14 protein-coding genes are annotated in these 18,469 nt (G+C 44.1%); 1 reads left to right on the top strand and 13 read right to left on the bottom strand.

Annotated elements, in window-relative coordinates:
- Nucleotides 1–40: 40 nt before the first annotated feature.
- From F6X55_RS10070 to F6X55_RS10015, 12 genes are all read right to left on the bottom strand, one after another.
- Nucleotides 41–484, bottom strand: coding sequence for a DUF5085 family protein (locus F6X55_RS10070; protein WP_153463050.1), 444 nt, complete (start codon nucleotides 482–484; stop codon nucleotides 41–43).
- Nucleotides 481–939 carry a hypothetical protein gene (locus F6X55_RS10065; protein ID WP_153463048.1) on the bottom strand — a complete coding sequence of 153 codons (459 nt, stop codon included), beginning with the start codon at nucleotides 937–939 and terminating at the stop codon, nucleotides 481–483. The genes F6X55_RS10070 and F6X55_RS10065 overlap by 4 nt, the downstream gene beginning before the upstream one ends.
- Nucleotides 940–963: 24 nt before the next feature.
- On the bottom strand, nucleotides 964–1,806 hold the full coding sequence (locus tag F6X55_RS10060; RefSeq protein WP_202616130.1) for a hypothetical protein: 843 nt from the start codon (nucleotides 1,804–1,806) through the stop codon (nucleotides 964–966).
- Between the two features lie 25 nt (nucleotides 1,807–1,831).
- Complete coding sequence (locus F6X55_RS10055; protein WP_153463046.1) at nucleotides 1,832–3,259, bottom strand: T7SS effector LXG polymorphic toxin; 1,428 nt, start codon at nucleotides 3,257–3,259, stop codon at nucleotides 1,832–1,834.
- A gap of 15 nt (nucleotides 3,260–3,274) precedes the next feature.
- Nucleotides 3,275–3,574, bottom strand: coding sequence for a TIGR04197 family type VII secretion effector (locus F6X55_RS10050; RefSeq protein ID WP_153463044.1), 300 nt, complete (start codon nucleotides 3,572–3,574; stop codon nucleotides 3,275–3,277).
- 3 nt (nucleotides 3,575–3,577) lie between these two features.
- Nucleotides 3,578–3,997: a YwqH-like family protein gene (locus F6X55_RS10045; protein ID WP_153463042.1), complete on the bottom strand. Its 420-nt coding sequence runs from the start codon at nucleotides 3,995–3,997 to the stop codon at nucleotides 3,578–3,580.
- Nucleotides 3,998–4,010: 13 nt separating this feature from the next.
- Nucleotides 4,011–8,462, bottom strand: a complete 4,452-nt coding sequence (gene essC, locus F6X55_RS10040) for a type VII secretion protein EssC (RefSeq protein WP_153463040.1) — start codon at nucleotides 8,460–8,462, stop codon at nucleotides 4,011–4,013.
- Between the two features lie 44 nt (nucleotides 8,463–8,506).
- Nucleotides 8,507–9,802, bottom strand: coding sequence for a type VII secretion protein EssB (gene essB, locus F6X55_RS10035; RefSeq protein ID WP_153463038.1), 1,296 nt, complete (start codon nucleotides 9,800–9,802; stop codon nucleotides 8,507–8,509).
- 29 nt (nucleotides 9,803–9,831) lie between these two features.
- Nucleotides 9,832–10,086 (bottom strand): EsaB/YukD family protein, encoded by a 255-nt coding sequence (locus F6X55_RS10030; RefSeq protein WP_026571202.1) that lies wholly within the window; start codon nucleotides 10,084–10,086, stop codon nucleotides 9,832–9,834.
- A gap of 11 nt (nucleotides 10,087–10,097) precedes the next feature.
- Nucleotides 10,098–10,604 carry a type VII secretion protein EssA gene (gene essA / locus F6X55_RS10025; protein WP_153463036.1) on the bottom strand — a complete coding sequence of 169 codons (507 nt, stop codon included), beginning with the start codon at nucleotides 10,602–10,604 and terminating at the stop codon, nucleotides 10,098–10,100.
- Entirely contained in the window at nucleotides 10,579–14,184 is a 3,606-nt protein-coding gene (gene esaA, locus F6X55_RS10020) for a type VII secretion protein EsaA (RefSeq protein ID WP_161993070.1), read from the bottom strand. The genes essA and esaA overlap by 26 nt, the downstream gene beginning before the upstream one ends.
- Nucleotides 14,185–14,429: 245 nt before the next feature.
- Nucleotides 14,430–14,726 carry a WXG100 family type VII secretion target gene (locus tag F6X55_RS10015; protein ID WP_026571199.1) on the bottom strand — a complete coding sequence of 99 codons (297 nt, stop codon included), beginning with the start codon at nucleotides 14,724–14,726 and terminating at the stop codon, nucleotides 14,430–14,432.
- A 479-nt stretch (nucleotides 14,727–15,205) separates the two neighbouring features.
- Here F6X55_RS10015 and F6X55_RS10010 point away from each other — a divergent pair, with 479 nt between their 5' ends.
- Nucleotides 15,206–16,393: an MFS transporter gene (locus tag F6X55_RS10010; protein WP_153463032.1), complete on the top strand. Its 1,188-nt coding sequence runs from the start codon at nucleotides 15,206–15,208 to the stop codon at nucleotides 16,391–16,393.
- Between the two features lie 293 nt (nucleotides 16,394–16,686).
- Here F6X55_RS10010 and F6X55_RS10005 read toward each other — a convergent pair whose 3' ends face one another.
- Nucleotides 16,687–18,456 (bottom strand): glycoside hydrolase family 2 protein, encoded by a 1,770-nt coding sequence (locus tag F6X55_RS10005; protein WP_153463030.1) that lies wholly within the window; start codon nucleotides 18,454–18,456, stop codon nucleotides 16,687–16,689.
- Nucleotides 18,457–18,469: the final 13 nt, after the last annotated feature.

Genomic DNA, 18,469 nt, shown 5'->3' with positions numbered 1-18,469 from the left:
CACACTCCACTACATTTTTGTAATTTTACTCTGATTGTTTTTATATCCCGATACTCATCTCTACATAATTACGTCCTTTAAAGCTATTCTTAAATTCTACGAAAACTGGAGTTTTTTGAGTAAACCCACGCTGTTGCAGATATTGCACCAACTCCCAATACTTTTCTTGCGAAGCAGCATCAAAGTCTTCCAGAATCCTTGACATTATCATAGGTTTAACTGAAAAATAACTTCGGAAAAACATTTGTTCATCCGTATCATTTTTAAACTTATCTTCCTCAATTGTTAAAAAGATTTCCGCAGTCATAACCTCTTCCGTGGGATTACTTAGAATGGAAAAAAACATATTTCCATTGGTATGCAATCCTTGTCTCTCCAAAATTGAATCAAAGTCTTTCATCGCTATATCAATCTCTTCAGGTACAAAATTGTAATATTTTGATACGACATTTCGGTAAGCGATTTGATGATTTTCCGTAATCATACATTTCCGCTCCAATCTTCCACGGGGACATACAGATCTATGATGATATCCCCGTATACTTCCAGAAGCACACAATAAAAAGTATCTGTAATACCAATGTTTTTCTCTGCCGCATAGTCTTTAACTTTTTGATGAGCCGCATAAAAGTCAACCTCCTGATCAGCATGACGAAGAGTCAGGGCTTCTTCTATTTGAAAGGTTTCCTGAAAAGAAAAATCTGTGCTGTCGTCCTCTAACTTAACAGCTTCATTTATTGGCAAGTAATATGTAAATTTGCCGAATTTCTCTTCGTTTTTTTCTGGACAAAACGAGAAAAATATCGGGCCGTTTTTATATATTCCTTCGGCTAGTATAAGCTCTTCCATCAGAAAAATACCCTCTTGCCAGTTCGATTTTAAATCTCTCATTTCATAAGTTAATAGATTATTATAATAAAGTGTTCGTGTTTCAATCATTCATTATCTCATCCTTTCCACAAGTTAGTTTTTCTCCCAATCTTCCATCTCTTCATAGAGCTCCTTGTAACTGATATCTTCATCCACGTTTTCGTCGACTATATTTCCATCTTGGTCACGGATTGGTTTTAATTGACCGTTTTGTTCATAATTAAAGCTGTCAAAACGATATTTGCAGTAGAGAATAACTAGTTGTTCCGGCAGGACAAATAACATCGTGTAAAATAATCCAATCATGATAGTTGCCATAATGATGGTATCAAAACCAACCATATCAAAATTTCTCATTATATATTGCAAAATAAAAACTAACCCCGTACTGCCAATAATAACAATGGGTAAATAAGACTTTGTTTCCAGCTTACTTCGTTGGATATCCCTTGTACTTCCTTTACGAAATTCACCTTTTTGCAGCAAAATATAAAAACGGATATAAGTTGAAAAGAAAATTAAAACTCCTACTCCTAACGTTAGAAAAGTTAATCTTACAAGTGAGTTGGTATTTGTTGTAATATCTGCTCCTAATGCCAGAAAAGCCATTATCAAAAATGAAATACCAAAAAGATTTTGAGAAGCTATAATGCTTAAAAAGTATTGGATTTTTTGAGAATTCATATAAACAGCCGGAATCATGTAAATAACTGATAAAAAAGCTATAATACAAGATATCCCAAAATGAAACTGGAATATAATATCTTTATTTGGATATACCGAATATCCCCCTACAAAATGTTCTAAAAATAACATCAGTGCTTGAAGGATTACGGCTAATACTAATACACCACCTAATCCTCCTGGACTTTGTCTTCCTGATTCTAAAGGACCTCTTAACACTAAAAAATCACTTTCCGAAAATTTATTCATCATTTTATCTCACCCTCTTTATAAATGATTAATGAAACCATCCTTTTATAACATCCATAGCTGATTTCGAATCCTTTCCTTTCCCCCATTTTTTGTTTAATAGCCAGTTAGCACCAATTCCAGCTATAGCTCCCACTGCAGTTCCTACTCCAGGAATAGGTATTGCAGCAGTACCTGCCGCAGTAAATGCAGTTTGTATTGCCCCACCTACTGCTGTATCTACTGTAGTATCTACAGTAGCTCGTTTCACAGCTTCATTACCAGTTAAACCATCTTTTTTCGCGTCATTATAATTACTATAATAATTTAAACCTGTACCAAATACACCTAGAGATTTTGATACACCTTTTATTCCTCCATATCCCTTTTTAAAAGGGTCAGTGAAACTATTAGCAGCTCCTTCTAAAGCTGCTTTTCCTGTAGTTTTAAGCACACCCACTGGTTTTACTTTATCATTCCAATATTTCATTTCCGGGTGCATCTTTAAGACATTCTTTCCTGTATTCGACCATCCAGTTTGACCTACCTGCTTGCTTGCATATTTCAAAGTAGTTTGATTATGAAACGCCCTTTTATAGTCGGCGTCACCCCAATTACTTCGGTCTTTAGGAAGTCGATAATTAAAATCACTTGTTGCCTTCCCATCAGGCTTTACCCCTAATTCATATAAGGCTCTTTTATTAGCATTAATTCTGTATGAATTTTTCCCTCTTCGCATATCGGGATGCTCAGAAGTACTTAGTACCCCTTGCTTTCCAGCTCTATACATTTTGTGACTTGAGTTAAAAGTTCTGCTTTCTTTTGCAGTACTAACTGCTAGAGTTATTGCCGACATATTACTAGTAATAATATTCTCATCATTAAATCTATCTGTGCCTGTCTTTTTACTAGCTTCATTCAACATAGTTTTAATTTCTGAAATGATGGTTTTAACATCGGAGTCTCCACTTCCTGTATTTACAAAACCAGCGAAATTTTTGCTAAGTTTATTTAGCAATTGATTTACTTCGGTCTTTTCACTGGAAACCTTCGAAAGAGTTGGAGTAGTTACACTGGTTATATCCAGAACTCTGTTAATTGTACTGTTTACTTCTCTCGCTGTTTGTTTAATTTCTGCATAACCGTCAATTATATCTTCTTCTTTTTCCTGTAGATACTGACTGTGAAGAATTGTAGAAGAGCTTGTATCCACTTCTGAATGAAAAGCTTGAATATGGCTGTCTATATTATGTTGCAGGCTTGAAAACAATTCCTGAAATGCACTCAATGTTTTTGTGTGAAGCTCTGTAAAAAAATCCTTTGCCGAATTTGCTGTCTTTCCTTTAAATGAATCCATTTGAATTATAAGATTTATATTCGCTTTAATAATATTTAATTTGTCCACCAATTGTTCAGTCTCTGCGTATAAGTCATCAGAAAATGAAATGACTTCAGATATATCTACTTTTTGAACCATAAAATCCTCCTCTCCTTACCGAATTTGCTGTGGGCCCATGTTATTCATTGGTCTTGCTAGTTCTTCGTCTTTCTCTCTCATTTTCTCTCCTGTTTCTTCAAGGGTATTTATATCCGAAATCAGTAACGTCTTATACTCTTCAAGAAGTTCGATCGCTTTAATAGTGTTTTCCAAATCGTCAATAAACGGCTTTATGTTCGTTTTCTCAAACGATCTATTCGTTTTCATCCCACTTTCCAGTCCCGAAACAGAGCTCTGCAGCTTTTTGATATTGGACCGGAATACGTCTATATTAATGCCGACTTCTTCTGCCATTGCTTAATCCTCCTTCGCCCGGCTGATTTGGTAATCAAGAGAATTCAGGGTGGACTGAAGATTGCTTAAACCATTGGTATAAGCCATTCTTGTATTCTCTAGACGTCGGATTTCATCTTCAATCCCTTCTCTAGCGTCGATGGTTTTATCCACATAATCCTTCACACTGTCTTTATAAGCATCATAACGACTTTCGAATTTAGTTTGGTTTTTTCCTTTCCAGCTGTTCTTGTCGATTGATAAGCTGTTGATCTGCTGCTTACTCGTCTCCAGGGAAGAGATGCTTCCTTGTAAATTGGAAGACGCCGACCGAAGCCTGGTGATTTTGTCAGCAAGAATGCTTATTTGCTCTCGTGAATTGCTTATTCCTTGAACAACAGTGGCTCTCTGCCTGCGTAATCTGTAAAGCTCTGCACTGCTCAAACTTCATTCCTCCTTATTCGGGAATTTTTATTTTCATATGCTGATGATCCATTGCGATATAACACTCATAAGGGTTTGGATATTTTTCCTGTCTGATAAACGGCTGCTTGAAAATATCTTGATCGCCCAGCCGCATGCTGACTAACCCTATTGTTGCGTTATTCCTAACATACTTAGGCAATTGTTCGAAACTAATGCCGATATAGCTGTAATCCGAACCGATAATAAAGTTGATGCCGACTTTTTCTCCCTGTTCCAGCAAGACAGTCATCTCTTCTACCGTTATCCCGCTTCGTTCACAAAAATCCTGCAAGTCGACAATTTGGACAATCCAATTTACGTAGTCGCCCTGTTGCTGGGACCGCATGTTAATTTCACTAATTAAATCGACTTTAACGGAGAGGATTCCTTGTTCTTCCGAAATATAGGCATTCACTTCTTTGCCGATTTCCGCAAGCAGTTTTTCGTTGTTATCGATAATCATGGTTTGATAGGCTTCCCTTAATGAAGCGATATTTTTAGCAATGGCCCAGTTGATTCTATCCATGCCTTCTTTTCTATCGCTTACTGCAAGTAAATGATGATATTTTTCCAGATTAAAAGAAACAGGCTGTACTTCCTCAAATTCCAACCCTAAAGGCAATTGATTCCTTTCGATAAGCTCTTTTGTCTTTTTATTGTTTTTAAATTTCTCGAAATCGATAACTCCTTCAGGCATCATCGGTATCTCCTCCGGCCGTTCGCCTTGCCAGTGTTCATCCATTTCCTTCGCCGTCTGCTGGATGGCGTCGATTACCTCGAGGGTTTCTTCTCCTTCTGCAGGCAGCATGGTCTGGAACAGGGCAGGGTCTTCCAGTTTGATGAGACCTCTTCCGGGAATTTCTTCTATCTCGATGTCGGTTTTGCCGACGATCGATCTAGCCTCTGTCGGTTCAATCAAGTACAGTGGTATCTGCGTTTTGATATTGGAAAGGAGCGGCATTTTCATGGCGCTTTGCCTTCCTGCACTGATGACGAGATGGATGCCGATACTTGCGCCTTCGCGGGCGATTTGTGTGACCAGTTTTTCAAATTCATCGGAAAAATCTGCTTCTCTTACCGAATCGAAGTTATCGATTACGATGACGATGTTTGGGACGTTGTCGCCGCTGGCCTTTTCGTACATTTCCATGTTGGCGACGCCGTATTGGCTCAGTTTTTGTTTTCGTTCCTTCATGGACGCTGTAAGCAGGCGGATCAGTTTTCCTACTTTCTCTTCCTCATCGACAAGGATGGTGTCGGCGACATGCGGAAGCTGTTTCAGCGGAAGCAGGCCGTTTGTGCCGAAGTCCAGCAGGTATACGTGCAACTGCTCCGGGTTATGCTGCCGCACCAGATCCATGACGACGGTTTGCAAAAAGGTTGATTTCCCATAACCAGGACTGGAAAAAACGGCGGCATGGCCATTCTTGCCTAAGTTCAAGGTCAATGGAGACTGGGACTGCAGCTCCGGCTGGTCCAGCAAGCCGATGGTAGCCTGCAAAGCCGGCTTCGGCTTCTGCCATTCTTCTTCGTAATTCACCGGGTGCAGGTCCGCTGCTTTGATCCTTTCCGGAAGCGGCGGCAGCCACGGTCTTGGCAGCTGTTCTATCTGCTGGGCTTCCGTATAGTCAGCGATATAATCGATGACGGCATCCAACTCGGTCGGTGTCTTCTCGATTTCTTGTTTGTTATCCAGTCCACTTAAATCCTCGGTCAGGATATCGTACTGGCCGAGCTCGTTGATTGCATAAATCGTCGTGTCCACGTACTCCTGGTCCTGTTTATCCGGCACATAATCGGCACCGCTCCAGGCGCTTTGGAACAATTCATAAATTTCATTGTTTCCCACTTGCAAGTAAGCGCGCCCAGGCAGCGTGATTTCCGCGGCGTCCGGTGTTTTCAGGATTTCGTTCGAATCTCCTTCGTTCTGCACCTTGAGGGCGAGCTTGAATTTGGAGTTGGACCAGATTTGATCGTCGACCACGCCGCTCGGTTTTTGCGTGGCGAGTATCAAATGAATCCCGAGTGAACGTCCGATCCGCGCCGTCGATACCAGTTCCTTCATAAAGTCGGGCTGCTCGGATTTCAATTCGGCAAATTCATCGGATATCAGGAACAAATGCGGCATGGGCTCGCTTGCCTCTCCCTGTTTGAATAGCTTTTGATATTGATTGATATGGTTGACATTGTGCTCTCCGAACAAACGCTGCCGTTTCTGCAATTCCGCTTTGATGGAAGCCAGCGCCCGCATCGACTGGGCCCGGTCCAGGTTGGTGATCGTTCCGACCAGATGCGGCAGATTCCGGAATAAATTCGCCATGCCGCCGCCTTTATAGTCGATCAACAGGAAGGCGACTTCATGGGGGTGGAAGTTGACACCCAGCGATAGAATGTACGATTGAATGATTTCCGACTTACCGGAACCGGTTGTACCAGCGACAAGTCCATGGGGACCGTGCGCTTTTTCATGCAGATTCAACTGGACGATGTCCTCTTTTCCGCGCAGTCCTAACGGTACGGCCAAACTCTTATATGTCTCGTTTTTTACCCAGCGCTCGGCAATCGCCAATTCGTTCACTTTATCCACTCCATACATTTCCAGAAAGGTCACGCTTTCCGGGATGGAGTTCTTCAGGTTTTGCAAATGGTTGATCGGTGCCAGGGCGCGTGATACTTCCTCTTTATCAAATCCTTGTGGAAAATGGTCTGGAGAAAAGTGTTTGTTGACGAGCTCGCCTTCTTCCAGCACAATCGTTCCGTTGTTGGCATCCCGTATATCGATGACCGTTTTGACATGCTCCGGCAAGGCGTGCATCACATCTTGCACGAATACGAGCGAAACACCTAACTCACTCGGGTCTTCATTGAAGAATTCCATGATGGTATGATCAAGGATCATTTTTTCGTCCGTGATCAGGATGGCATAATGCGGAGAAAAATAGATTTTCTCCCTGTTGTTGTTCCCTTTTTCATCCAGTGTCTGCTTGCGCTCCTTCAGCACCTGATAAAGGGAGTGAAGCACCTGGTCACGCGAGCGCTCATGGTAGACAAAGCCTCGTACGTTGACATCGCGGACACTTGCATGGGGAAGCCAGCGCATCCAGTCCCACTTTCCTTTTTCTTCTTCCGGAAAAATGGTGACAAACTGCAAATCATGGTAGCTGTGGAACAAGGATAGCTGCATGACCATCAGCTGAAGCTGTTCCAGGACAAGCGGCCGCTGTCCGATATAACCGACCGGCCCCTTCATCAGCGATGCCGGCACAGGGACATCTTTCAACGTTTGATATTGGGACAGCAAATGCCGGGCTTCATCGACCAGTTCATCCTTTTCCTGGGTGAATTCTTCTTCATTGAACTCAATCGAAAAGCTAGTGTCGACTTCGCCGAGCCCGGTCCGGTAATTCAGGAAGTCATGATGGTAAACCGTCTTTTCGTAAATGCGGGCCTGGACGCCGACTGCCATGTCGCGGATTTCTTCCACGCTTGGATAATGGTAGGTCAAAGCATGGCGCTGCTCCTCTGTTGCCGAGTAAAGCTCCTTCGTTTTCCGCTGCAAGTAGGCTTTGTAGCTTGCTTCCCTTTCCTTCATGTCGGCATTGTACTTTTTCACATTCTTGATGTAGGACGAGATGGAGAAAATAATGGTGACGACCGTTACCGAAAGCATGACCATAATGTAAATTCCCCGTGGTTGAACCAGGGAAATCAGCACCAGTGCAACCACCATGACAAGCGGAGGCACGATCGTACGCGCCAGCTGTTCGCTCGGCTTGGAAGGTTTGTTGGATGGCTTGGCGATGGTACGTTTTTCCTCTGGCTCCCGATAAATGATCCGGGGAGACCGATGGTAGTCCGGATACTCTTCTGTGTAAGGAGTGGCCACATGGACCAGCTCTACCAATTTACTTTTGAAACGCTGCCTGGAGGCCGTGATATAAATTTCATTTTCACCGACGGAAAACAAAAAGCCGTCAATAAATAGCTGATCCCCCGGCAGGACAACCGCATGTTCGCTTCCGCCGGCAAAATTGTGATAAACATTCCCAGCGGAAACTTCCAAAGCAAATGCGCCATTTTCGGGTAATCTTTTTAGCACAAAATCGGCTTCCGATTGACGCAGCGTGATGTCATCATAAGCATGGGTGCCGACTGTCACGGTATCCTTGCCCGCTATGTCGAATGCTTGCATATCATCTGTATCGAGAAGAAAAGCATCGAGCTGCTCGTCAGCAACTTGTATGGACACATGCTCTTCTACCTTGTTTCCTTCGATGGTGCATCGCTTTCCATCCCATTGACCTGACAGAGATCGTTCCATCTCTGGAAACGCAAGCGCATCAGACCGATCCGGCCCGATTGTCACCTGCTTTGCTGCCGATTCGTATAAATGGCATTTATGTAATTGTTGCCGATAAGTAACCATAAGTAGTTTTTCCGCCATCTGTTTCTCCCTCTCTAACCCTTTTGCAATTGGAACACATGAAGTCATTCATCGTTGTTTTCTGTTTGTTCTTGAGAATCGTTTTCCTGTTGTTCCTCTTGCTCGCTTTGCGTATCGTTCGCTGGTTGTTCTTCTGATCCGGCATCCGCATTGTCCTGTATAGCATCGCCGGCTTCATCCGCATCCAAATTGTACTCTTCACGATAGCGATTCAGCTCATCCTGCAATTCGTTGACCAGTTCATCCCGTTCGGTTCCGGATAAATCGGGGTTGTTTTTCGCCTGCTCAATCTTTTTGATCAAGCCGTACATGATCAGCTGCGGGTCATCGATATATTTTGCCGTTTCAAGCGCCTGATCGAAATCCCCCCGTCCGTTATAAATCCAGTAAAGCAGGTAATTTTCGTCACTTTTCAAACTGACATTCTTGAGGATTACTTCTTTTTCCGACTCAGACAAATTCTCGACATTGATGTAAGCATTGGCCAGAATATACTTTGTCTGCTGCGGCAGCTTTTCCGGATCAGCATCTTCCAGCGTCGAAATCACTCCGCTGTTGGAAGAGGCAAGGTATTCACCATGGGCAGTGAGCAGGTCATCCTGAAAAGGCACTTTCATCAACCCATAATAGACCACCGGGACAGCCAGCAGTACAGCAGCGACAATCATCCCGATGGAAAGCTGCTTAAAGAGCTTGAAGCGCTTTGTCGGAACCACAGACATCGTCTTATCCGTTTTACGCTGCTCCTCCTCATAACTTTCCAACAAAAAAGCATGAAGCTGCTCCAAAGTGTCTATCTCGCTCACTTTCCGCTGAAACTCGGTCTCTTTGACATCCTTCAAAGAACCGTTATACAGCTGGTCAAAATCATATTTTTTGGAAAACAAGGCGATGATAAAACACTTATACTGCTTTAAAAACGAACTTTCTTCCATTTCGTACGGCGGTACCAGTCCGCGGATTCCACGGTAGACGACGACAGGCATGAGATTGTCATCGAATACCACATTGTCCGGATGCAGGAAAAAAGTGATTCTAGTAGTTAAATAACGTTCCAGTTTCCCCACATTGCATAGAAGCCTTAACTTTTCGTTCCGCTGGAGCTTCAGAATTTGCTTCCACTGCTTTCTTCTGCTGTTCACCTGGAAATCAAATTGGAACGCATCCGCTTCTTCCTCGATTGTCAACGAACAAAAGTATTCGGAAGGCTGCAGCATCAAATCAAGCTGCCGGATATCTTTTACATTTGTTTGGGATTTCGGCAGTTTTAAATGCCAGCTGTTCTTTTCTATCCCAACGGGAAGCGAAAGTTGTTCAAATTGTAATGTCTTTTCCTTCATATCGAATGACTCCTTTTATCTAGTAACCGTTATAAAACAAGGAGAATATCTCCGTCCGTGACAGGATAATCACTTACCATATCATCATCTGCGATCAGAAGATCCTTGGTCACCACCTTGATGCTGCTGCGGCTGTCCTCATAGGCTAAATTCAACGTTTCCATCACATATTGAAGCAATTGTTTTACTGACAACTGAGAGGGGATACGAAGATCGTAGATCCCGCCCCCGTTTATTCGTTTGCTGAAATCCATCGTCACATTGATATGGGTGTCCTTTGCCATGCGTCAATCTCCTAACCAAGTGTTTTCTGCATCATGATGTAAAGTCCGCCGGATAACAACAGGCCTGCTCCGGTCAAAGCCATTAACACGGTGTTTCCAAGACCGCTGTCACTTTCCTCTGATGTTGCTTCCGGTTCCTCGGCAGTTGTCGTGGCAGAGGCTGTCAGGCTATAGTTTTCTTTAAACAAGGAATCCCTTGTCGCGTGCAGTTGCGTGCCTGGCTCCTTTTTCATTGCAAAAAGCTCTTCCTGCAATTCTTCCATTGATTGATTGTTTTCTGTCTCCTTTTTTTCGATGACAGTTGCGGTTTCGTCCGCGAATAAGTCAGGAAAAACTTTATCCAATTCCGTTTCATGATTGGAAGGACTGTTATTTTGTTCCTCTTTGATCCGGTCAATTTTCATTTCGAGCGAGCCATTCTTCTCCGCCACCACAGCCGGTGCTGCGATACTAAACAGCACCAGCAATGAAACGGCAAGTAAAAGCGAATGTTTAGCCAGCTTTTTCGTCACTTTCATCGTCTATGTCTCCTTCATTGTCTGCACGATGCAGGACAAATAAATTTGCCAAAGCTCCCACTACAACCGCTGCGATTGTAATAAGCAGAGCGGATTGATAGTTTGCTGTGCCGTCCCAGATTTTCATAAGCAGTGCTTCAATGTAGTGGAGCGGGGAATAGGTTTTCAAATAATCGATGCCTGCCACCCCGGAACCAAAGGCATTTTTACCAAAGAGGTACATACTGAGTACCATAAGAAGCAGGAACATCCCCACCATTTTCAGCTGTCTCAATAGGTAAGTAGCTATCAGCAGCATGCCAGTGATCATTAGAATGATCATACCTGTCAAAAGCAGCAGCGCTTTATCCGTGATTCCCATTGAATAACCAGAAACCACTCCGATAACTATTCCCTCCAACACTCCGATTCCGCCGGTAACAAGTGTGATTGGCGCATTCAAGCCTGCCAACGTTTTTTCTGTTTCAAATGCGTCTTCCGACCGGCGTTTCTGGTTGATTGTCGAGATGACATAAGCTGTGAACAACACGACGATAAAGCAAATCAACACTAGGTAATACGGTGTAAAGGTATTTTCCGTCGTTGCAGATCCTATCGATCTTGTTGTACCTTGTTTGCTTGTTTGTACCGGATTGGACAGAAACTCGTATAACTCCTCATTCTGTCTGTCTCCTACTCTGCTGTTCGCCAGCACTCCCTGGAAATTCTCGGCGAATTCCTGATCAGCCAGCAGCTTGTTCGTCATATCTACTGACAACGTTTCTGCCTGGCTCACCAAATCCGTACCGCTTTCCTGAATCGTATCCGCCTGCTCATCGATTTGATCGAATGTGTCATACACCGTCTCGGCAGAATTCAGGTTGCCCTGCGCCTGCTCGGAAAGGCTTTGACTAGCACTCAAGAGCGGCTGAAAGTCCTGATCCAGCGCCATTATCGCAGTTTGCTCTTCTTCTTGATTGGTTTGCAGCTGGTTGTTGGATTCCAATAGCTGCAAGCTGTTTTCCCGCCATGCTTCGACGTCGGACAGTGTTGCTTCAAGGTTCTTGTTGAGCCTCTTAGCTTCTTCAGCAGTCTGATTGATACGTTCGACCAGTTTGTCAGCGTTCTGTTTGGCTTGTTGAACTTGGGTCTGATAGGCGGTTATTCTGCTATGCAGGTTATCCCAAGGCTGCCGGATTTCTGCTGTGACATCGTCCACGATTTTTCCGACGATATAGTCTTTTAGCAGCGTTTTGATATCTTTTTCATTGAATAAATAATAGAGCGACTTGTCTTTTGCTTTTCCAGCCAAATCAGTCAGTGAATTGTCGGCCAAGTCATTCCTTAAGTCGTCAGCATCCATGTCCAACCCAAAGTATGTCTCATAGGTGGCATATAATCGCTGATAAGGCACGACCGAACTGTTGACGGCATTGATTAGGTTTTGTGTAGCACTGTCAGCTTCTTCGAGCGGTGTCATTACTTTATGAGAAATACGATTGTCCGTGATGGTCACTTTTTCAACAGGTGGTTCTTCTTCCGTAGGATCTTCCCCTGGAGTTGTACCTCCATCGGTTCCACCGTCATCAGGAGGTGTAGCGGTATCGTCACCGTCTGGATTCGTTTCGCCTGTGCCGCCGCTTCCAGATCCATCAGTATTTCCGTCATCCGTTCCTCCAGAACCGTCTGTTCCATCGCCTGATCCTCCGGTTCCGTTTTCCCCTGATGTTGCATCGTTAGTAGATATTGTCTCATCCGCTTGTTCCGTTTGCTCCCCGGTCGATTTTGTTGACGTTTCAGTATTCTCTGTACTTGTATTTGCAACCAGGCTGGGCTCTGGAATCTCTATCATTGCTGTTTCCGATGTGTCGCTTTGTTCCTTTTTCTTATTTTGAAAGTGTAGCTTCCAACTCCAAGGAATAGGTTGGAAAATATCAATCTGACTATTTAGATCTTCCAAACTGAGAGTAACATTTACCGAGAGATTTCCTTCAGTGGGCTCAAAAGCAATTTGCTCGCCATGTTGATACTCATAGGTGAAGTCTTTGTTCGCTACTACTAATCGATCTACGGAGTATTTGTCCTTGACTTTGTCAGGAATATTCAATTCGAATGTAGCAAGCTCCTCTCCGTCTAAGCTTTCAACATTCTCGATTTCGACTGTATCCGTCATCGTCAAGCCGGAATAGTGAAGATTTTCTTTCAATGCTTTCACTTTGTGGGACAAAATATCCTCCGTGTTGTTTTTCGGAGCTGTATAATCGATTTCTTGGTTGTACTTGTTGGTTACCGCAATGACATTTTCAATATCTCTAACGGTAGTCGCTGGCAGTCCTTCTCCGCCAAAGTCCTCTTCATCGAGTGAAGGCAGCTGTGCTATTTGTTCGCTTATGTAATCTCTTGCCTTCTCATCCGGATTTTCGAAAAGTTTATTGATATTCAACTCCTCATCTTTTCTGAATGCAGAAGCAAGAATACCGTCCAGTTGTGTTTTGACCTTACCGGTAAAACCATTCTCATTTTCCGGATTCAGCCGTTCTTCTATCTCTTGCTGTGTCTCTTCCACTTTCGCCAGTGATTCCTGCAAATGCTTTTGCAGGGCAGCAGCGCCCAGTTTGATATTGTTTGTCGGCGCTTGGGGAACGCTCTGCCGGCTGAGCATAAACGTGGTGACCGGCGGTTCTTCTGTCTGGCTGTTATCCTGCTGTGCAAACTGGTTATTGATGTTGATATTGGCTTGCTTCAAATTATCTAACTGCTGCTCGACGTCATATTGATTCAACGATTCGTCAAATTGATTGATAGATTGAGAGAAATCGAGCGTTTGCGAGCCGTTGTTTTCAGCAAGCTGGAAGACTTCCTGCATTCCTGATTGATAGTTTTCATCCAGTTCGGCGTTTTCTGCCAGCTGGGTTTCAAAGTCTTTCACGATTTCCTGGAACCCTGTGAAGCTTTCCTTGGAAATTCGGGTATTATCCTGGATAGCGCCGAATTGATCCGTATAATTTGCCAAAGGATCCTGAATCTGATTATTGAACGTCCGGGTATATACTGCCTGCTTGGAAATGATATCGCCGATGTTGTCCTGGGCGTCCTGTAAATTACCGACGATGCTGGCAAAGTAAACGTCGATTATCTGGCGGTTGAAATTGTTCAATATGTTGCTTGCTGTCTTTTCTGCTTCTGTTTTTATCTGTTCGTTTTCCGAGGCATTGATTTTATAGTTGAGTACAACTTGTTCGGGGTTTTCCGACTCGATTGATAGAGCTTTTTCGGAAAAGTCATCCGGGATGACAATCATCATGTCGTATGTATTCCGTTCCAGTCCGCTTTCGGCAACACCTCGGCTGACAACGAACCAGTCATGGTCTTCCCGGTTGTTCATACTTTCTACAAACGCATCACCAAAAGCCAATTCTTCGCCATTCAATGAAGCACCATTGTCTTCATTGACCAAAGCGATGGCCATTTTTTGAGCTTTATCTGTTTCATTCTTTTCCGATTCAGCGGTCTGCCGGTTCAACGCCAGGTAAGATAAGCTAGAACCAAGGATAAGAATCAAAAATAAAAATAACAACCAGCGTTTATCGAGTTTTTTCATATGGGACATCTCCTACTAAACCATTTGTGATGTGCGTTCAAAAAGTCATCGAGTCAGTGGAGTTTAAGGATCACTCCGATTTTCTGGAGGTTTCAACATAGAAGTGTAATTCGCGGTACAGCCGGTGACCGGCCAAACGTACGTGGCTCTTTGAACAATTTACAATTTTCTTAGAATGATAGAAACCGACAAGATTTGAGCTGCACAACATCAGCCGTGCAGCCCATCTCAGAGAGGTCAGGATTTTATCTAAGCCCGAAGTTTTGTGACAAAGCCTCATCTTGTTGCGCCACAGCCTCAGCCGTTTTCGTCAACTGCATTTCAATATCCTGCATTAATTGGGAAAAGTCCTGGACTTTAGGCTTCAGTTCTCTGAACTGGTCATCGAAGCGTTCAAACGCGCGACCTTCCCATTCTCCACGAAGTTCTTCCTGAAGATTCGTCAAATCTCTCAAGATTTGCTCGATTTGCTGCGAGCTTTGACCATATCTTTTTGCTCTTGCCTGTAGTTGATCTGGCGTCATACGAATTTGTCCTGCCATACATCTCATCTCCCTTTACAAATAGTTTGAATTGAAGGCTTTTAAGTAAAATATTGTTAGTGTCTGCTCCTTCTTACTTAAGGCTAATGAACCAATATTTTACTGTCAACTGACTATCTGTCATTTTTTGAAAATTGATATTTTGGTACTAAATTTTCCATGGAATTAGTTTCCAAATAAAAATTTTTAAGTATTTATACCCTTGTAAAAACCAGGTAATATTGCCCACGTTTTAAGGATTTAGTTAAATAGTCTAACCTCTCGAATTGAAGAATTTAGATATCGAATAGTTCATTAGCCCAGATTCTGCATTCCCAGTAATTCTCACCGGCGATGACTGGTAAAAAATGATAAAAAGATGGATATCGCCTTAAATGAAGGGGAATATATACTTTAGTCGTTAAGCAAGCATATATATTCCCATATCGCCAAACTCGTGTATAATTATATTTCGAGTTTCGAAAGAAAGGGAGAGCTGCATGACAGAACAAACAATTACCGATAACGCTTCAAAAGATAAAATTTGGACAAAGGATTTTGCCCTGATTTGCTTGGCAAACTTTTTTATTTTCCTTGGATTTCAAATGACGTTGCCCACCATACCACTGTTTGTCCAGCAATTAGGTGGCAGTGATCAATTAATCGGAATCATTACGGGTATTTTCACTTTTTCCGCTCTATTACTGCGTCCATATGCCGGGCATGCCTTAGAATCAAGAGGAAGGCAATTCGTCTATATGATCGGCCTTGCCATTTTTGTCATCTCTGTCGGTTCTTATGCAATTATCGCAAGTATCGCTTTTTTATTTGTCATGCGTGTCATACAGGGAATTGGTTGGGGGTTTTCCACGACGGCTACGGGGACCATTGCCACCGACCTGATTCCGCCGAAACGAAGAGGCGAAGGAATGGGCTATTTTGGATTGTCCGGCAACCTGGCACTTGCTTTCGGTCCGGCTCTCGGTTTGACCTTGGCAGGCAAGATTTCCTTCACGCAGCTGTTTTTGATTTGTTCCGCCCTCGGGGTAGTTGCTCTCGTCCTGTCATCCCAGATCCGATATAAAAAAGTGGAGCAATCCAGCCATAAGACGGTCACCGTGAAGTTTGACATTTTCGAAAAAAGCGCTATCCAGCCTTCCGTGCTGTTGTTCTTTATTACAGTGACTTTTGGAGGAATTGCTTCTTTTCTTCCTCTATATACAGCTGAAGAAGGTATCGCAGGTATCGAGATGTACTTTCTTGTCTACGCGCTGTTTTTAATGGTTTCACGGACTTTTGCCGGCAGACTATATGACAAGAAAGGACACCTGCTGGTCTTTCTTCCGGGAACGTTGATGATTCTCAGTGCCATGATACTGCTGGTCTGGCTGCCGAATTCACTGGTCTTGTATATCGCTGCTGCCTTGTACGGACTTGGCTTCGGCAGCGTGCAGCCAGCATTGCAGGCATGGTCGGTCGATAAAGCTCCAGCCAACCGTAAAGGCATGGCCAATGCCACTTTTTTCTCATTCTTCGATTTAGGAGTCGGTGTAGGAGCGATGGCATTCGGGCAAATCGCCAGTGCTTTCGGGTATAGTTTCATTTACCTGACAGCGGGCGCATCCGTCTTCGTGTCCATGCTCCTGTACATTATCTTGCTGGTCAACAGTAGTAGAAAAACCGCCTGACCCCAAAAACCTCCGCGCCTGTTCGGGCTGCGGAGGTTTTTTTGGTGCCAGGCGGTCGAGTAGGCGTAGAGGAGGGGGGTCAGAGAGGAGGGGGGTCAGTCCCCGGTATGGCAATTTAGTTTGCCATCTTTTGGGGACTGACCCCCTAAAATGCTGCCTCCCCAAAATGAAATCCCTTCATATAAGGCATTCCTCTACAGTAATTCAGCCATTCACCCCTTGGTGGGGTCAGGCCCCAGCAACGCTTTTCATCCCAAAAGAGGGATGTTTTCTGTGTATGGGGACTGTCCCCGCTAATGTTTGCTTTGGTTGATTTGGCGGATTGCTTCGAGGTCGCATTTTGGTTTGCGGTGATAAGTGAGCAAGCCGTTGATTTCCTGTTCGACGTCTGTCAATTGTGTATAGCAGAATCCTTGCAGGGCTGGCGCATGGAGCAGTGCCTCGGTCATCTGCCGGTATTGTTCGATCAGATCTTCTCCCGATTGAACGGCGGAATACCCCCATCCATCCGGCTGATCGGTTTCTTTGACGTCGTATGCTATTCCGCCATATTCGGTCACCAAAATCGGCGCTCCCCGGTGACTGAAGCCGCGTGCATATATCGGCCGCTGTGCAGGTTCTGTCGTCACGGCTGATTCTGTTGTCTGATATGCTGCAGCCATTTCTTCTGCTGAGCGGTAGTTATGAATCCCGCAAATATCGGAAATTGTATGCTCCCAACCTTCATTCGAAACAACCGGGCGGGTAGTATCCAATGACTTCGTCAAATAATACATGGCCAAGGAATGGTGCTGCTGCTGGGATTCCCTTGCGACGCGTGAAATTCCCCAGCTTTCATTTAGCGGAACCCATGCGACGATGCAAGGATGGTTATAATCGCGCTTAATCGCTTCCGTCCACTCTGCCGAGATCCGCTCGACAGCCGCTTCACTGTATTCCGAGCAATTGGCCATTTCTCCCCACACGAGGAAGCCCAACCTGTCTGCCCAATACAGGTAACGGGGATCTTCGACCTTCTGGTGTTTTCGTGCTCCGTTGAACCCCATTTTTTTTGCCAGCACGATATCCTGTTTCAGTGCCTCATCCGACTCGGCGGTCAGCAATCCTCCCGGAAAGTACCCTTGGTCCAATACCAGCTTTTGATAATACGGTTTATTGTTCAGCATAAAAATACCGTTTTCCACAGACACCTTACGCATGCCGAAATAGCTCTCTGCATGGTCCAAGGTTTCTCCCCCATGTATCAACCGAAATGTGACATCGAACAAATTCGGATGTTCGGGACTCCAATACCAGCCTGGACCATGAATATTGCTGCGGTCGGTGAAACGACTGCGAATATCAAAGCTTCTTTTCAGATGAGGATGAAACACATGCATGCGCTCGGAGATAATTGGCTCTCCCTTGAAAAAGATATCGACGAGCAATTCTGTCTGTTCTCCGATATTTCCATCAATTTCTGTTTCCAATTCAATCGAGCCGTTATCAATATCAGGTGTCCAACGCACCTGTCCGATCGATGTATCTGCAGTGGGCTCCAGCCAAACTGTCTGCCAGATGCCCGTCGTCCTAGTGTAAAAAATTGAAGCGGACTGTTCATGCCAGTATTGCTTGCCGCGAGGGATTGTAGTGTCCTCGGAAGGATCTTCCACGCGTACAACCAAATCGTTCCCTTCTTCATTCAAGTACGGAGTGATTGCTGCGGAAAAAGGGACGTTTCCTCCCTGATGATAGACAACTTGCTGGCCGTTAACGTAAACCCATGCCCGATAATCAACCGCACCGAAATGAAGGGTGATTTCCTGACCATCCCATTCTTCAGGGACCGAAAATGTACGGTGATACCAGACAACATCATGAAAGGAAGCATCTCCAATCCCACTGTTGGACGCCTGGTATGCAAAGGGAACCTGTATTTTCCTGTTTTCCGGGAAAGAACGGTACCACTTTTCTACTAAACCGACTTGCTCGTCATCGAAAGCGAAGTTCCATTCTCCATTTAAATTCAACCATTGTTTTCTTTGAAATTGAGGCCTTGGATATTCTGCTTGTAAGTTTGCCATATGCTACCTCCGA

The organism is Sediminibacillus terrae (assembly GCF_009602435.1).
GTDB lineage: Bacteria > Bacillota > Bacilli > Bacillales > Amphibacillaceae > Sediminibacillus > Sediminibacillus terrae.
Note: the sequence above shows the minus strand (reverse complement) of the source record. Positions and strands in the feature narration are given on the sequence as shown.

Bases quoted from the DNA above. Each gene is read 5' to 3' on its own strand.
- F6X55_RS10070 (WP_153463050.1), bottom strand. From the start codon at position 484: ATGATTACGGAAAATCATCAAATCGCTTACCGAAATGTCGTATCAAAA.
- F6X55_RS10065 (WP_153463048.1), bottom strand. From the start codon at position 939: ATGATTGAAACACGAACACTTTATTATAATAATCTATTAACTTATGAA.
- F6X55_RS10060 (WP_202616130.1), bottom strand. From the start codon at position 1,806: ATGATGAATAAATTTTCGGAAAGTGATTTTTTAGTGTTAAGAGGTCCT.
- F6X55_RS10055 (WP_153463046.1), bottom strand. From the start codon at position 3,259: ATGGTTCAAAAAGTAGATATATCTGAAGTCATTTCATTTTCTGATGAC.
- F6X55_RS10050 (WP_153463044.1), bottom strand. From the start codon at position 3,574: ATGGCAGAAGAAGTCGGCATTAATATAGACGTATTCCGGTCCAATATC.
- essC (WP_153463040.1), bottom strand. From the start codon at position 8,462: ATGGCGGAAAAACTACTTATGGTTACTTATCGGCAACAATTACATAAA.
- essB (WP_153463038.1), bottom strand. From the start codon at position 9,802: ATGAAGGAAAAGACATTACAATTTGAACAACTTTCGCTTCCCGTTGGG.
- F6X55_RS10030 (WP_026571202.1), bottom strand. From the start codon at position 10,086: ATGGCAAAGGACACCCATATCAATGTGACGATGGATTTCAGCAAACGA.
- essA (WP_153463036.1), bottom strand. From the start codon at position 10,604: ATGAAAGTGACGAAAAAGCTGGCTAAACATTCGCTTTTACTTGCCGTT.
- esaA (WP_161993070.1), bottom strand. From the start codon at position 14,184: ATGAAAAAACTCGATAAACGCTGGTTGTTATTTTTATTTTTGATTCTT.
- F6X55_RS10015 (WP_026571199.1), bottom strand. From the start codon at position 14,726: ATGGCAGGACAAATTCGTATGACGCCAGATCAACTACAGGCAAGAGCA.
- F6X55_RS10010 (WP_153463032.1), top strand. From the start codon at position 15,206: ATGACAGAACAAACAATTACCGATAACGCTTCAAAAGATAAAATTTGG.
- F6X55_RS10005 (WP_153463030.1), bottom strand. From the start codon at position 18,456: ATGGCAAACTTACAAGCAGAATATCCAAGGCCTCAATTTCAAAGAAAA.